This window comes from Micrococcus sp. H39-S4 (assembly GCF_027158145.1).
GTDB lineage: Bacteria > Actinomycetota > Actinomycetes > Actinomycetales > Micrococcaceae > Micrococcus > Micrococcus luteus.
Window position 1 is genome coordinate 176,142 of the sequence record NZ_JAPVLT010000003.1, and the last position, 15,226, is coordinate 191,367.

Here is a 15,226-nt window from a genome sequence, read left to right on the forward strand (position 1 = left end):
GGTGGGGACCTCCTCGTCAGTGGCGCCCGGGCCGGTGCGCCCCGGGGTCGAGGATTCACCGTAGTCAGCACGGGCACGGCGGGGAATGGCCGGTGCGCCGGGGGCGAAGCGGCCCGCTCTTTCTTGACATGTTCCAGAGAACCGGATGGGATCGACTGGCATGGAGACCACGACGCGGGACGAGGACGAGCGCACGCTGCTGCGCGGCGTCGGCCTGCGCGTGACCCGGCCCCGCCTGGCGGTGCTGACCGCCCTCGCCGACCACCCCCACGCGGACGCGTCCACCGTGCTGGCCGCCGTGCGTCGGGCCCTGCCCGGCACCTCGCACCAGGCCGTCTACGACTGCCTCCACGCGCTCACCGAGGCCGGGCTCGTGCGCTCCCTGCAGCCCGCCGGCTCCCCGGCCCGCTACGAGATCTGCACGGGCGACAACCACCACCACCTCGTGTGCCGCGGCTGCGGCACGGTCGTGGACGTGCCGTGCCGCACCGGCTCCGCCCCGTGCCTCGACGCCCCCGAGGACCACGGCTTCGCGGTCGACGAGGCCGAGGTCTACTACTGGGGGCTGTGCTCCGGCTGCCGGGAGTGACCGCCGGCGTCGTCCCGCTGGGCCGCGCGTCTTCCCCCGTCCGCCCGCCCGTGCCAAGGTGAGGCACATGACCGAGAACACCGCCGCCCTGCCCGCCGCCGAGCGTCCCGGCACCCCCGCCCTGCCGCAGGACCTCATCGACGTCGACGCCCTCCTGGAGGCGTACCGCACCGGTCACCCGGACGTGACGGACCCGACGCAGAAGGTCGTGTTCGGCACTTCCGGCCACCGCGGCTCCGCGTTCACGACCTCGTTCAACGACGACCACATCGCCGCCATCACGCAGGCCGTGGTCGAGTACCGCACACACCACGGGATCACGGGGCCGGTCCTCGTCGGCAAGGACACCCACGCCCTGTCCGGGCCCGCGCAGGACACCGCCGTCGAGGTGCTGCTCGGCAACGACGTCGAGGTGCTCGTCGACTCCCGCGGCGGCTACACGCCCACCCCCGCCGTGTCCCACGCGATCCTGCACCTGAACGCCGGGCGCGAGCTGGCGCCGTCGGGCTTCGCGGTGGACGGGGACAACGCCGGCCTCGTGGACGGCCTCGTGATCACCCCCTCGCACAACCCGCCCGCGGACGGCGGCTTCAAGTACAACCCGCCCCACGGCGGCCCCGCGGACACCGAGGCGACCACGTGGATCGCCGACCGCGCCAACGAGCTGCTCGCCGGCGGGCTGGCGGGCGTGCGCCGGGTGGCGAGCGCCGACGTCGACGGCCACGCGAAGCTGGGCGGCTTCGACTTCCTGGACCGGTACGTGTCCGATCTGCCGCAGGTGATCGACGTGGAGGCGATCCGCGAGGCGGGCGTGCGCATCGGCGCCGACCCCATGGGCGGGGCCTCCGTGGCCTACTGGGGCGAGATCGCCGACCGCCACGGGCTGGACCTGACCGTGGTGAACCCGGAGGTGGACCCGCGGTTCGGGTTCATGACCCTGGACTGGGACGGCAAGATCCGCATGGACTGCTCGTCGCCGAACGCGATGGCCTCGCTGATCGAGCGGATGACCCCGGACGCGGACGGGCAGGCGCCCTTCGACGTCGCCACCGGCAACGACGCCGACGCGGACCGGCACGGGATCGTCACCCCGGACGGCGGGCTGATGAACCCGAACCACTACCTCGCCGTGGCCATCGACTATCTGTACCGCCACCGCCAGCAGTGGCCCCAGAGCGCGGGCGTGGGCAAGACCCTGGTGAGCTCCTCGATGATCGACCGCGTGGCCGGGGACCTGGGCCGCGAGCTCGTGGAGGTGCCGGTGGGCTTCAAGTGGTTCGTGCCGGGACTGCTGACGGGCACCGGCGTGTTCGGCGGCGAGGAGTCCGCGGGCGCGTCCTTCGTGCAGTTCGACGGCAGCCCGTGGTCCACGGACAAGGACGGGCTGCTGCTGTGCCTGCTGGCCGCGGAGATCATCGCCGTGACGGGCCAGTCCCCGTCCGAGCGGTACCGCGACCTCGTGGCCCTGCACGGCGACCCGGCGTACGCGCGCATCGACGCCCCCGCGACCGCCGAGCAGAAGGCGAAGCTGAAGACCCTCTCCCCCGACGACGTCCCCGTGACCGAGCTGGCCGGCGAGACCATCCTCGCGACGCTGACCAACGCCCCGGGCAACGGCGCCCCGATCGGCGGGCTCAAGGTGGTCACGCAGCACGCGTGGTTCGCGGCGCGGCCCTCCGGCACCGAGGACGTCTACAAGATCTACGCGGAGTCCTTCCGCGGCCCCGAGCACCTGACGCAGGTGCAGGCGGAGGCGCAGCGGCTGGTGGACGCGGTCATCGGCTGACGCCCCCGCCCCCCGCCCCGTCCGCTTTCGTTCGGGAAACGGCGGCGTGTCGCACCGCTTTCGTTCGGGAAACGGCGGGGCGCGTGCGCCGTTTCCCGAACGAAAAGGCCCTAGGGGCGCCGTCTTCCGAACGAAAGTGCGCGGGTCGCGCGGGGGACGACGACGGCGCCACGCCCTGCCGTCGCACAGGGCCGCTCGGTAGCGTGGCCGGCATGAGCACGCAGCCCCCCGGTCCGACCACGGACTCTCCCGACTCTCCCGACTCCCCCGCCGACGATCCCGTCCGCGAACCGTTGCCCACCGAGGCCCTGCCGATCGCCCCCACCGGGCCCCGACCCGAGGAGCCGCGGGCCGCCGTCGAGCGTCTGCGCGCCGCCGCCCGCTCCCGCGCCGCCCACCCGCGCGCGGTGCGGGTGCGCCAGCTCAAGGGCCTGAAGCGGATGCTGACCGAGCACGAGGACCGGTTCGTCGCGGCGCTCGGCACGGATCTGGGCAAGCCGGCCACCGAGGCGCTGATCACGGAGATCGTCTCGGTGCGCTCCGAGGTGGACCACGCGCTGCTGCACCTGACCGACTGGATGGAGCCGCGGCCCGTGAAGCTGCCGCTGGCCCTGCGGCCCGCGAGCGCGGAGGTCCGGCCGCGGCCCAAGGGTCTCGTGCTGGTCATCGGCGCGTGGAACTACCCGGTGCAGCTCGCGCTCGCCCCGGTCGTGGGCGCGCTGGCGGCCGGCAACACGGTGGTGCTCAGCCCGTCGGAGAAGGCCCCGGCCACGGCGGCAGCGCTGCGGGAGCTGGTGCCGCAGTACCTGGACTCCGCGCTGGTCTCCGTGGTGGCGGGCGGCAAGGAGTGCAACACCGAGCTGCTGGCGGAGCCGTGGGACCACATCCTCTACACCGGCGGGGAGCGCGTGGGCCGGATCGTCTACGAGGCGGCGGCGAAGACCCTCTCCCCCGTGACGCTCGAGCTGGGCGGCAAGTCGCCGGCGGTGGTGACGCCGTCGCGGAACACGGGCGCGATGGCCCGCCGCATCGCGTGGGCGAAGTTCACCAACGCGGGCCAGACGTGCGTGGCCCCGGACTACGTGCTGGCCGTCGGCGAGGCCGCGCTGCGCCAGGTGACCGCCGAGCTCCCCGCAGCCCTGCGCGAGTTCTACGGCGACGACCCCCGCGCGTCGAGGGATTACGGCCGGCTCATCTCCGCCGAGCACGCGGAGCGGCTGCAGGAGATGCTCCAGGCGGACCTCGACGCCGGCGCCGAGCTGCTCGTCGGCGGCGACGTGGACGTGGCGGGGCGGTACATGGCGCCCACCGTGGTGACGGGCGTCACGCCGGACGGCGCGCTCATGCAGGAGGAGCTGTTCGGCCCGATCCTGCCCGTGCTGACCGTGGACACCTTCCAGGACGCCCTGGACTTCATCGCGGAGCGCCCGCACCCGCTGGCCGCCTACCTGTTCACGGACCGGCCGAGCTATCACCGGGCGTTCGACGACCAGGTGCAGGCCGGTGGCCTCGGCTACGACGTCGGCCTGCTGCACGCCGGCATCGCGACGCTGCCGTTCGGCGGGATCGGCGCGTCCGGGATGGGCGCGTACCACGGCATCCACGGGTTCGAGACGTTCTCCCACCTGCGCCCGTCCATCACGAAGTCGGACCAGGTGGACACGCTCAAGACCGCGTACCCGCCGTACGGGCGGATGAAGCGGGCGCTGCTGCCGAAGATGCTCTGAGGGGGCGGGGATCAGCGCTGCGGCCAGAAGCCGCGTCGGGCGTAGACCTCAGCGAGGACGTCGACGCGGTCGGTCATGACGCCGTCGACGCCGAGGTCGAGCAGGCGCTCGATCTCCGCGGGCTCGTCCACGACCCACACGTGCACCGGCAGGCCCGCCGCGTGGCACCGCCGCACGAAGTCGGCGGTGGCCACGGGCACGCGGCCGTGCCGGACGGGCACCTGCACGCAGTCGACGTCGAGGGCGTACCGGCGCAGCCAGCGGGTCAGTCCCAGCGGGCCCAGCGTCACGAGCGCCGCGATGGCGGCCGCCCCGCCCGACGTCGCCACCCGCTCCGGCCCGTACGCCCGCTCGGGGTGGCCGAGGCGGGCGAGGGCGCGCCGGAAGAGGCGGCGCCGCGAGTCGTGGAACGAGGCGACGAGCACGCGGTCCCACGCGCCGTGCTCGGCGAGGATGCGGGCCAGGGCCGGGGCCGACGCGCGGTCCTTGAGGTCCACGTTGAGGCGCGCCTCGGGGAGCGCCGTGAGCAGTTCGGTGAAGCGCAGCAGCGGCTCCCCGCCGACCGTGACGTCCGCCAGCCGCTCCCACGTGTGGTCGTGCAGCCGGCCGCGGCCGGTGCTGACGCGGTCCAGGGTGTCGTCGTGGAAGACGACGAGCTCGCCGTCCGCCGTGGTGCGCACGTCCAGCTCGAGGTAGGTGAACCCGGCGGCGTGGGCGTCCACGAACGCGGCCAGGGAGTTCTCCCGGTCGACGGCGGCGCCCCGGTGCGCGAACCCCAGCGGGTGGCCGCGACGGGCGGGGACGGAGTCGGTGAGGTAGGCGGGGGCGGGACGGGGCGAGGTCGGACGCACGGGATCACCGTAGCGGGGACGGACGGCCGAGTGCCCGCTGCCGCAGCCGGGAACGCGAGAGGTCGGAATGAGCGTCAGACCCGCCCTCATTCCGACCACTCACGTGACAGGTGGGGCCGACGCGCCCGCCCTCAGTCCTCCGCCGGCAACTCCAGCATGGGGCGGTGCTCGTAGAAGGTCTGCAGCACCACGGTGGTCCGGGTGGACACCGACGCCGTCTGGCGGATCTCCGTCACGAGGGCCTCGAGCTCGCGTGGCGAGCCCACGCGCACGAAGAGCATGTACGCGGCGTCGCCGGCCACGGAGTGGCACGCCTCGATCGCCGCGATGGACTCGAGGAGCTCGGGGGCGTCGTCGGGCTGGCGCGGGTCCAGCGGGCTGATCTCGATGAACGCGGAGAGCGGCCTGCCCACGGCCTCGGGGTCGAGCAGCGCACGGTAGCCCGTGATGACGCCCGTGCTCTCGAGCCGGCGCAGGCGCGCCTGCACGGCGGAGGTCGAGAGGCCGACCCGCTCGGAGAGCTGGGCGAGCGTGGCGCGCGGGTCATGGGAGACGGCGGCCGCAAGCCGCGCGTCGACAGGGTCGTCCATGCGCCGCACGCTATCAGCCGGCCCCGGCCGCCGGGTTGACAGCCCCATGCCCTCATGGAAACCTTCCGGCAAGTGATCCGCATCACCGGATATTTTCCGGCGATTCGACCTCAGGAGGGTTCCATGTCCACCACTCTGCAGCCCGCCCGGACCGACGTCGTCGTTCCGGAGACCCCGGCCGACGCGCGCACCGTCGAGACCCACCCGGCCTGGCTCCGCCTCAAGGCCGCCGCCACCGCCCTGCAGCCCCTGCAGGTCAAGGACGGCTCCATCCCGGACCCCGCGGACCACGCCGCCGCGCGCGAGCACGTGGAGACCATCGTCGCCGCCGTCGAGGAGCTCGCCCCGCTCTTCCCACACGACGCCGCCTACCTCGCCGCCCTGCCCCGCGACTTCGCCCGCTGGGCCGACGGCGGCTTCGGCGTCCCGGACTTCCTGGACTCCCTCGTCGCCTTCCAGCCGCAGGAGCACCGCGTCGACGGCGTCCGGCACCTCGTGGTCTTCCCGATGTACACGCAGAACGGCTCCCCCGACCGGCACGTGGAGGCCCTCGTCGTCGAGACCATCTGGCCCGAGTTCATCGCCGAGCTCGAGGCCGGCGACTACGGCAACCGCCTCTTCGTCTCCCTGCGCCTGATCGACTTCACCCCCGGCTACGACACGAACTCGGCCGTCCTCTTCCCCGAGACCGTGGCCATGCGCGAGATCCCCACCTTCACGTGGGGCGCCATCTTCCAGGACCGCGAGGCCGCCCGCTTCCGCCGGGTCGTCACCGCCGCCGCCGAGATCACCCAGCTCGAGCTCCCGGCCGAGCTCGCCGAACTGCTCTCCTGCCAGGAGCTCGCCGAGGGCACCTTCGTGATGTGGGACCTCATCCACGACCGCACGCACATGCGCGGCGATCTGCCCTTCGACCCGTTCATGATCAAGCAGCGCATGCCCTTCTTCCTCTACACGCTCGAGGAGATGCGCTGCGACATGACCGCCTTCCGCGAGTGCGTGGCGATCGAGCGCCGCCTCACGGCGCGCGCCGCCGCCGGTGAGCAGCTCACCGCGCTCGAGGAGCAGACCCGCCGCCACGCCGGGCTCGTGCAGCACGCCGTCCTCTTCGACCGCGTCTTCCGCTTCGCCCTCACCGGCTCCCGCGTCCGCAACTACGACGGCCTCGGCGGCCAGCTGCTCTTCGCCTGGCTGCACCGCAAGGACGTGATCCAGTGGCGCGACGTCGAGCTCAGCGTGGACTGGGACCGGCTCGCCAACGCCGTCGTCGAGCTGGGCGACGCCATCGACACGCTCTACTGGGAGTCCATCGACCGCCCCAAGACCGTGCACTGGCTCCAGGCCTACGAGCTCGTCGCCTCCGTGGTCACCCCGCACCCGGCCTCCGTGTGGGCGCAGGGCCTGCCGCGCGAGGTGCTCGCCGGCCCGCCCAAGGGCTACACCGACCTCGTGCTCGACGACGAGTTCCCGCTGTCCATGTTCTTCGAGGCCCTCGAGAAGAAGATGTGCGGCGTCATCGAGTCCACCGCCGGGATCCGCGGCACGGACGCCTGACCCGTGGCCGCCCTGACCGACCGCGCCGTCCTGATCGCGGGCGCCACGAGCGCCTCGGGCCGGGCCGCCGCCCGCACCCTCCTCGACGCCGGCGCGCACGTCGTCGCGACCGGGCGCGACGCCGCGAAGCTCGCCCCCCTCGCCGAACTCGGCGCCGAGACCGCGGCCCTGGACCTCACGGACGAGACCGCCGTCCGCGGCCTCGTCGAGGACCTGCACGCCCGCGGCACCCGGATCGACGGCCTGCTCCACCTGGTGGGCGGCTGGCGCGGCGGCGGGGGCCTCGCCGGCCAGACCGAGGAGGACTACCGCGCCCTCGAGGCCTCGTTCACGGCGCTGCGGCACGTGAGCCGGGCCCTCGACGACGACCTGCGGGCCTCGTCCGCCGGTCGCCTCGCGATCGTCTCGTCCACGGCGGTGACCCGGCCGCTCGCCGGCGGCGCGAACTACGCCGCGGTGAAGGCGGCGAGCGAGGCATGGACCCGCGCGGTCGCGCAGGGCTGGGCCAAGGCCGCCCGGGACGCGGAGGCGCCGCTGCGCTCGGCGGCCGTCGTGTTCCGCGTGAAGTCCCTCGCCGGGCTCGAGGAACGGCTGGCCGAGGAGTACGCGCGACTGTGGAAGGCTGAGGCGGGCGCGCTGAACGACGCCGTCCTCACGCTCCAGGAGAAGGGAACGGACTGACATGCAGAGGATCCACGATCCGCAGGAGCGGGGCTTCGCCTCGGACAACTACTCCGGCGTCCACCCGGAGGTGCTCGCGGCGATCGCCGAGGCCAACGGGGGCCACCAGGTCGCCTACGGCGAGGACGTGTACACGGCCCGCCTCCAGGAGGTCGTGGCCCAGCACTTCGGCAAGGACGCCACCGCGTGGCCGATGTTCAACGGGACCGGGGCGAACGTCGTCGGGCTCCAGGCCATGCTGCCCCGCTGGGGCGCGGTGATCTGCGCGGACACCGCGCACATCCACGTGGACGAGGGCGGCGCGCCCGAGAAGTCCGCCGGCATCAAGCTGCTGCCCGTGGCCACCGACGACGGCAAGCTCACCCCCGAGCTGATCGCCGCCGAGGCCTGGGGCTGGGGTGACGAGCACCGCGCCCAGCCCCTGGTCGTCTACCTCACCCAGTCCACCGAGCTCGGCACGGTCTACACCCCGGACGAGGTCAAGGCCATCACGGACTACGCCCACGAGCACGGGATGCGCGTCTACATGGACGGCGCCCGCATCGCCAATGCCGCGGCCTCCCTGGGCCTGCCGCTGCGCGCCTTCACCACCGACGTCGGCGTGGACGTGCTCTCCCTCGGCGGCACCAAGAACGGGGCGCTGCTGGCCGAGGCCGTCGTCGTGCTCGACCCGGACGCCGCGGACGGCCTCGTGTACCTGCGCAAGAACCAGATGCAGCTGGCCTCGAAGATGCGCTTCGTCTCGGCGCAGCTGCTCGCCCTGTTCGACGGCGACCTGTACCTGCGCTCCGCCCGCCACGCCAACGCCATGGCCGCCCGGCTGCGCGCCGTCATCGAGGCGGGGGTCGCCGACGGCTCGCTGGCCGGCGTCGAGTTCACGCAGGCCACGGACGCCAACGCCGTGTTCGCCGTCCTGCCCGAGGGCGTGGCCGACCGGCTGCGCGCCCGCTTCCGGTTCTACGACTGGGACGCGGCGCGCCGCGAGGTGCGCTGGGTGTGCGGCTTCGACACGACCGAGGAGGACGTGGACGCGTTCACGGCGGCGCTGCGCGCCGAACTCGTCCCCGCCGTCTGACGGACGCGCCCGGCCGGGATACCCTTCTACCACCGTGCAGCAGGGTGGGACGCCGCGGCCTTCGACGCGCGTCCGACCGCTCCTCCACCGAAAGGCCACCGTGGACACCAGCGCACCCCGGACGTCCCCGTCGACGCCGGCCGCCTCCGCCGCCCACGCCACCCATGAGGGCGGCTCCCTGCAACGCACCCTCAAGTCCCGGCACCTGACGATGATCGCGATGGGCGGCGCCATCGGCACGGGCCTGTTCGTGGCCTCGGGCAACACCATCGCGACCGCCGGCCCCGGTGGCGCCCTCGTGGCCTATGTGGCCATCGGCTTCATGGTGTTCCTGCTGATGCAGTCGCTCGGCGAGATGTCCACGTACCTGCCGGTCTCCGGCGCGTTCGAGGAGTACTCGACCCGCTTCGTGAGCCCCTCGTTCGGCTTCGCCATCGGCTGGAACTACTGGTACAACTGGGCGATCACGGTGGCCGCCGAGCTCGTCGCGGCGGCCCTGATCATGCGGTACTGGCTCCCGGACGTGCCCTCGTGGATCTGGTCCGCGATCTTCCTCGCGCTGCTCTTCGGCCTCAACGCCCTCTCCACGCGCGCCTACGGCGAGAGCGAGTTCTGGTTCTCGCTCATCAAGGTCGCCACGGTGGTGATCTTCCTGGTGCTCGGCGTCCTGATGATCGTCGGCATCCTCGGCGGCTCCTCCCCCGGCTTCCACAACTGGACGGACGGCGAGGCCCCCTTCGTGGGCGGCGGCGCCGGCATCCTGGCGATCTTCATGGTGGCCGGCTTCTCCTTCCAGGGCACCGAGCTGGTCGGCGTGGCCGCGGGCGAGGCCGAGGACCCGGAGAAGAACGTGCCCAAGGCGATCCGCACCGTGTTCGTGCGCATCCTGCTCTTCTACGTCGGCGCAATCACCGTCGTCGGCTTCCTCATCCCCTACACCAGCCCCCACCTGCTGGGCAGCGACGTCGAGGACATCTCGATCTCCCCGTTCACGCTCGTCTTCGAGAACGCGGGCGTGCTCGCCGCCGCCTCCGTGATGAACGCCGTGATCCTCACGGCCATCCTCTCCGCGGGCAACTCGGGCCTGTACGCCTCCACCCGCATGCTCTGGGCCCTGGCCGACTCCGGCAAGGCCCCGCGCTTCCTGGCGAAGGTGAACCGGCGCGGCGTGCCCATGAACGCCCTCTACGCCACCACCGCGGTGGGCGCGGCGTGCTTCCTGACCACGTTCATCGGGGACGGCGCCGCCTACGTGTGGCTCGTCTCCGCCTCGGGCCTGGCCGGGTTCATCGTGTGGATGGGCATCGCCTGGAGCCACTACCGGTTCCGGCGGGCCTACGTCGCGCAGGGCCACGACCCGAAGGACCTGCCCTACCGCGCCTTCCTGTTCCCCCTGGGCCCGATCGTCGCGCTGGTCATGTGCGCCGTCGTGATCCTCGGCCAGAACTACCAGGCGTTCATGGGCGACGTGGACCTCGTGGCCGTGGCCAGCGCGTACATCGGCCTGCCCCTGTTCCTCGCGCTGTGGCTCGGCCACAAGCTCGTCACCGGCTCGAAGCCGGTCCGCTACGAGGACGCCGACCTCACCCGCGTCCTGGACTGAGTCCCCCACCTCGGAGGTCGCCGTGCCCGCCCCCTCCTCCCACGCTCCCGCCGCCACCCACACCGCCCGGGGCCGCCTGGTCTGGGTGGACGTCGCGCGCGGCCTGGCCCTGGTCGCGATGATGGTCGCCCACACGGCGCCCGCCGGCGGCCCGGGTGGGGTGCTCCACCTCTCCGAGCACCTCACCGCGCCCCTGTTCGCGGCGCTCGTGGGCGTGGGCGCGCGCCTCGAGGTGGAGTGGCTGGGCCGTGGCCGGGCCGTGCCCCGCGCGCTTGTGCGGGCGGCCGCCCTGTTCGGGGCGGCGTGGCTGACCGGGCTCTTCGGGGCGGCCGTCGTGAACGTGCTGGCGCACCTGGCTGTGCTCACGGTGCTCATGGCACTGCTGGCCGCCCTCCCCCTCGCCGCGCACCTCGTGCTCGCCGTCCTGGCCGGCGGAGGCGGCCTCCTGCTCGCCGCCACACCGACGGCCGACGTCGTCGACCGGCTCCTCCCCGCCGCGCAGGCGCTCGGGCTGAGCCGCGCGACGCTGACCCCGTGGGTCTCCGCGTTCCTCACGGACGGCCCGTACCGTCTCCCCCTGTTCCTCGCGTGGGCGCTGCTGGGGGCGGTGCTGGTCGCCACCGTCCACGGCACGACGACGGCGGCCCCGGCCCGGCGCGCACGGCTCACGGGGCTCGCCTGGGCGGCCGGGGGGATCGCGCTGGCCGGCGTCGTGCTCGCCCTGTCCCGGACGCAGACCGGCGCCGCCCCCGTGCCCTACACGGCGACCCCCGCGGAGGCCCTGCTGGACACGGGCCTCGTGCTGACCGTGCTCGGCGGGTGCGCGGCCCTGGCGCCGCGGTGGGCCGGGCTGCTGGCCGTGCCCGGCGCGATGACGCTGTCCGTGTACGTGGCGCACCTGTGGTACCTCGGCTGGGTGCGGGGGCTCGGACCCGGGCCGTGGCGCAGCGCCACGGGCACGGACGACACGTGGTTCAACCTGGCCGTGCTGGTGGCCGGCGCGCTGCTGCTGCCGCTGCTGTGGCGGGCCGTCGTGCGTATCGGCCCGTTCCGCGCGGGGCCGCTGGAGGGCGTCGTCCGCCTGCTGACGGCCCCGTTCGACCGCGCGCGCTGACCGACGTCCACCCCAGCGGGTAGCCTCGAGAGCGTGAGCGAGCGAACCACCTACCTGCTGATCGACGGCGAGAACATCGACGCCACCCTCGGCACGTCCATCCTGCAGCGGCGCCCCCAGCCCGACGAGCGGCCACGCTGGAAGCGCCTGCTCGGCTACCTCGAGGACCGCTGGGACCAGCCGGTCAAGGGCCTGTTCTTCCTCGCCATCGACGGTGAGATCCCCATCCCGTTCGTCCAGGCGCTCACCGCCCTCGGCTTCCAGCCGATCATGCTGCGGGGCGAGGGCAAGGTCGTGGACATCGGCATCCAGCGCACCGCGGAGGCGCTGCTGGGCCGGGAGGACGACGTCGTCCTCGTCAGCCACGACGCCGACTTCGCCCCCCAGCTCACCGACCTCGCGGCCACGCCGGGCCGACGCACCGGGATCATGGGCTTCGAGGAGTTCCTCTCCCACGAGCTGCGCCGCATCCCCGGGGTCGAGTTCTTCGACCTGGAGCACGCGGTGGGCGCGTTCGACTCGTCCCTGCCGCGCCTGCGCGTGATCGACGTCGAGGCGTTCGACCCGAACGAGTTCCTCTGACCCGCCGGGGGCGGCCCGCGGCTCAGTCCGTGGGCAGCTCCAGCAGGCGTTCGACGGTGGCGGCCACCCCGTCGTCGTCGCACGCCCCGACCACGCCGTCCGCCGCGGCCAGCAGCGACGGGTGGCCCGAGGCCACGGCCAGGCCGAGACCGGCCCACTGGAGCATCTCCAGGTCGTTGGGCATGTCCCCGAACGCGACGACGTCGGCCGGCGCGACCCCCCGGCTCGCGGCGAACTCGGCGAGGGTCGCCGCCTTGTGCACGCCGGGCGCGGACATCTCCACGAGCGCGATGCCGGGCGCGGAGTGCGTGGCGCTCACGAGCTCGTCCAGCTCGGCGCGGGCCGCGGCGAGGAAGGCGTCCGGGGACAGGGTGTCCGAGCGGGCCAGCAGCTTCACGACGCCCAGCCGACCCGGCAGCGCGGCCTCGAGCGTGGCCGCCGCGTGGACCTCGGCCCGGAACTCCGCGCGCTCGGAGAACGCGTGCTCCCAGAAGAAGCCCTCGAGGGTCTCGGCACCGAAGGACACGGTGCGGTCCAGCGCGCGCAGCCGGTCCGTGGCGGTCCACACGGCCTCGACGGGCATGGGGTGGGCGATCAGGACGTCGTCCGTGGCGGTGTCCACGACGACGGCGCCGTTGGAGCAGATCACCGGGCCGACGGGACCCAGCTGCGCGCTCAGCGGGCCGAGCCAGCGGAGGGGACGGCCGGTCACGAACACCACCTCGACGCCGGCGTCGTGGGCCTCGCGCAGCGCCGCGATGGTGCGCGGGCTCAGGCGCCCCGACCGCGTGTGCCGGTACCCGATGATGGTGCCGTCCAGGTCCGTCGCGATCATCCGCGGACGGCGCGAGGGCAGGGGCAGGGCGGGCATGCGCCCAGTCTAGGCCGGGGCCGTGCGGCGGGCCGGGGTGTCCTCCGCGGGCGAGCGGGGGCACGATGGGGGCGTGGACACCGCACAGCAGACCACCGCACAGGACACCGCCCCGGACCCCGCGTCGACGACGCCCCGCACGGTCACCGTCACCGGCGCCGCCGGCAACATCGGCTACGCGCTGCTCTTCCGCATCGCCGCCGGCGGGATGCTCGGCCCGGACACCCCGGTCCGGCTGCGCCTGCTCGAGATCCCGGCCGCCCTGGGCGCCGCGGAGGGCACCGCCATGGAGCTCGCCGACGCGGCCTTCCCGCTGCTGGCCGACGTGGAGGTCACGGAGGACCCGGCCCGCGCCTTCGACGGGGTGCAGCACGCGCTGCTCGTCGGCGCACGGCCGCGCACGAAGGGCATGGAGCGCGGCGACCTGCTCGAGGCGAACGGCGGGATCTTCGGGCCGCAGGGCCGGGCGATCAACGACCACGCGGCGCAGGACGTGCGGGTCGTCGTCGTCGGGAACCCGGCCAACACCAACGCGCTGATCGCCGCCGCGCACGCCCCGGACGTGCCGGCCGAGCGCTTCACGGCGCTGACCCGGCTGGACCACAACCGGGCCGTGGCGCAGCTGGCGGCGCGGGCCGGCGTCGCGGTGACGGACGTGTCCGGCGTGACGATCTGGGGCAACCACTCCGCCACCCAGTTCCCGGACCTCACCCACGCCCGCGTGCGGGTGGACGGGACGTGGCGGCCGGCGCTCGAGGTGGTGGACCCGGTGTGGGCGAGCGAGGAGTTCGTGCCGCGCGTGGCGAGGCGGGGCGCGGAGATCATCGAGGTGCGCGGGGCGAGCTCGGCGGCGTCGGCGGCGTCCGCGGCGATCGATCACATGCGCGACTGGACCCTCGGCACCGGTGTGGACGCGGACGGTGCGCCGCGCCGGACGTCGGCCGCGGTGGTCTCGGACGGCTCCTACGGGGTGCCGGAGGGGCTGATCAGCTCGTTCCCCGTGACCTCCGACGGCGGCACCGCGTGGCGGATCGTGCCGGGGCTGGAGCCGGACGAGTCCGTGCTGCCGGGTGAGGGCGGGCGGCTGGCCGCGACCGTCGCCGAGCTGGAGGCCGAGCGCGACGCCGTGCGAGGGCTGGGCCTGCTCTGAGGCGGCCGGGATCGTCTGCGTCTCTGACCCTTCTGGGGGCGTCCCCGCCCGCCGGAAGGGTCGGATGCGCAACAGATTCGTGCGGGGACGGGAGGGCGTGGGGTCAGTCCGCCAGCTCGGCCCGCGTGGGCGGGTCCGCCCCCGGGCGGGAGGCCGTGATCGCCGACGCGCGGGAGGCGTAGATCAGCACCGACTCGACGTCGGCCGGGTCCATCGCGTGCAGGCGGCCGCGGTTCGCGGCGCCGAGCAGGGAGCGGTCGTCGAGGGCGGCGAGCAGGGCGGCGGTGAACGAGTCGCCGGCGCCCACGGTGTCCGCGACGTCCACGGGCACGATCGGGCGCTCCACCACGCCGTGCGCGGTGACGGCCACGATGTCCTCGGCGCCGCGGGTCATCACCACGAACGCCGGGCCCATCTGCTGCCACGCCTGCAGCGACTCGCGCAGCGGGCGGTCCGGGTACAGCCACGCGATGTCCTCGTCCGAGGCGTGCACCACGTCCGCCAGCCGCACGGACTCCTCCGCGCGGGCGCGGGCGAACGCCCGGTCCGGCACGATCGTGGGCCGCACGTTGGGGTCGTAGCTGATGGTCGTGACCGCGGAGATCCGCTCGAGCAGGGCCATCACCTCGGCGTCGCCGGGGGCGAGCATGGTGGCGATGGAGCCGGCATGCATGTGGTGCAGCGGGCCGCCGGCGGCGTCGTCGAAGTCCCGGGCGAGCGCGGCGGCGGGCGGCAGCGTCCAGTCCAGCTCGAACTCATAGCTGGCGGCGCCCGTGGGGTCCAGGCGGGCGGTGGCCACGGAGGTGGCGGCGGCATCCGGCTCGAGCAGGCAGCGCACGCCGTTCTCCCGCAGATGCGAGGCGATCATGTCCCCGTGCGCATCGCGGCCGAGGCGGCCGGCGAACAGGACGGGCCGCTCCAGCCGACTCAGGCCCACGGCCACGTTCAGGGGGCTGCCCCCGACGTGCACGCGGGGGGTCGCGGTGTCCGAGACCACGACGTCGACGAGCGCCTCTCCGATCACACCACAGTACTGAGCCACGCGCCCCACGG

The 15,226-nt window shown here is 73.9% G+C and carries 14 protein-coding genes; 10 read left to right on the top strand and 4 right to left on the bottom strand.

Going from position 1 to position 15,226, the window contains the following annotated elements:
* The first annotated feature begins 160 nt into the window (after positions 1–160).
* The 3 genes from O3T09_RS04645 (at position 161) to O3T09_RS04655 (ending at position 4,102) form a co-directional block, all read left to right on the top strand.
* On the top strand, positions 161–589 hold the full coding sequence (locus tag O3T09_RS04645) for a Fur family transcriptional regulator (RefSeq protein ID WP_070708944.1): 429 nt from the start codon (positions 161–163) through the stop codon (positions 587–589).
* A gap of 67 nt (positions 590–656) precedes the next feature.
* Positions 657–2,375 carry a phosphoglucomutase (alpha-D-glucose-1,6-bisphosphate-dependent) gene (pgm, locus tag O3T09_RS04650; RefSeq protein WP_145015550.1) on the top strand — a complete coding sequence of 573 codons (1,719 nt, stop codon included), beginning with the start codon at positions 657–659 and terminating at the stop codon, positions 2,373–2,375.
* A gap of 212 nt (positions 2,376–2,587) precedes the next feature.
* On the top strand, positions 2,588–4,102 hold the full coding sequence (locus O3T09_RS04655) for an aldehyde dehydrogenase family protein (protein ID WP_145015548.1): 1,515 nt from the start codon (positions 2,588–2,590) through the stop codon (positions 4,100–4,102).
* A gap of 11 nt (positions 4,103–4,113) precedes the next feature.
* On the opposite strand, the gene O3T09_RS04660 is transcribed toward O3T09_RS04655, so the two are convergent.
* Both O3T09_RS04660 and O3T09_RS04665 read right to left on the bottom strand, forming a co-directional pair.
* Entirely contained in the window at positions 4,114–4,953 is an 840-nt protein-coding gene (locus O3T09_RS04660) for a glycerophosphodiester phosphodiesterase (protein WP_100058411.1), read from the bottom strand.
* A gap of 131 nt (positions 4,954–5,084) precedes the next feature.
* Complete coding sequence (locus O3T09_RS04665; RefSeq protein WP_036316550.1) at positions 5,085–5,543, bottom strand: Lrp/AsnC family transcriptional regulator; 459 nt, start codon at positions 5,541–5,543, stop codon at positions 5,085–5,087.
* A 123-nt stretch (positions 5,544–5,666) separates the two neighbouring features.
* Here O3T09_RS04665 and O3T09_RS04670 point away from each other — a divergent pair, with 123 nt between their 5' ends.
* The 6 genes from O3T09_RS04670 (at position 5,667) to O3T09_RS04695 (ending at position 12,152) form a co-directional block, all read left to right on the top strand.
* Entirely contained in the window at positions 5,667–7,097 is a 1,431-nt protein-coding gene (locus O3T09_RS04670; RefSeq protein WP_041103501.1) for a DUF6421 family protein, read from the top strand.
* Positions 7,098–7,100: 3 nt separating this feature from the next.
* Positions 7,101–7,778, top strand: a complete 678-nt coding sequence (locus O3T09_RS04675; RefSeq protein WP_036316546.1) for an SDR family NAD(P)-dependent oxidoreductase — start codon at positions 7,101–7,103, stop codon at positions 7,776–7,778.
* A gap of 1 nt (position 7,779) precedes the next feature.
* Entirely contained in the window at positions 7,780–8,853 is a 1,074-nt protein-coding gene (locus O3T09_RS04680; RefSeq protein WP_041103500.1) for a threonine aldolase family protein, read from the top strand.
* A gap of 100 nt (positions 8,854–8,953) precedes the next feature.
* Complete coding sequence (locus O3T09_RS04685; protein ID WP_036316542.1) at positions 8,954–10,456, top strand: amino acid permease; 1,503 nt, start codon at positions 8,954–8,956, stop codon at positions 10,454–10,456.
* Positions 10,457–10,478: 22 nt separating this feature from the next.
* The gene (locus O3T09_RS04690) at positions 10,479–11,570 is read left to right on the top strand and encodes a hypothetical protein (protein ID WP_041103499.1); all 1,092 of its coding nucleotides are present in this window, start codon (positions 10,479–10,481) and stop codon (positions 11,568–11,570) included.
* A 33-nt stretch (positions 11,571–11,603) separates the two neighbouring features.
* Positions 11,604–12,152, top strand: coding sequence for an NYN domain-containing protein (locus O3T09_RS04695; RefSeq protein WP_036316538.1), 549 nt, complete (start codon positions 11,604–11,606; stop codon positions 12,150–12,152).
* Between the two features lie 22 nt (positions 12,153–12,174).
* Here the strand turns inward: O3T09_RS04695 and O3T09_RS04700 are convergent, their stop codons facing one another.
* The gene (locus tag O3T09_RS04700; protein ID WP_041103498.1) at positions 12,175–13,023 is read right to left on the bottom strand and encodes an HAD family hydrolase; all 849 of its coding nucleotides are present in this window, start codon (positions 13,021–13,023) and stop codon (positions 12,175–12,177) included.
* A gap of 73 nt (positions 13,024–13,096) precedes the next feature.
* Between O3T09_RS04700 and O3T09_RS04705 the strand changes: the two genes are divergently transcribed.
* The gene (locus tag O3T09_RS04705) at positions 13,097–14,173 is read left to right on the top strand and encodes a malate dehydrogenase (RefSeq protein WP_041103497.1); all 1,077 of its coding nucleotides are present in this window, start codon (positions 13,097–13,099) and stop codon (positions 14,171–14,173) included.
* 103 nt (positions 14,174–14,276) lie between these two features.
* Here O3T09_RS04705 and O3T09_RS04710 read toward each other — a convergent pair whose 3' ends face one another.
* On the bottom strand, positions 14,277–15,197 hold the full coding sequence (locus tag O3T09_RS04710; RefSeq protein ID WP_010079702.1) for a carbohydrate kinase family protein: 921 nt from the start codon (positions 15,195–15,197) through the stop codon (positions 14,277–14,279).
* Positions 15,198–15,226 lie beyond the last annotated feature (29 nt).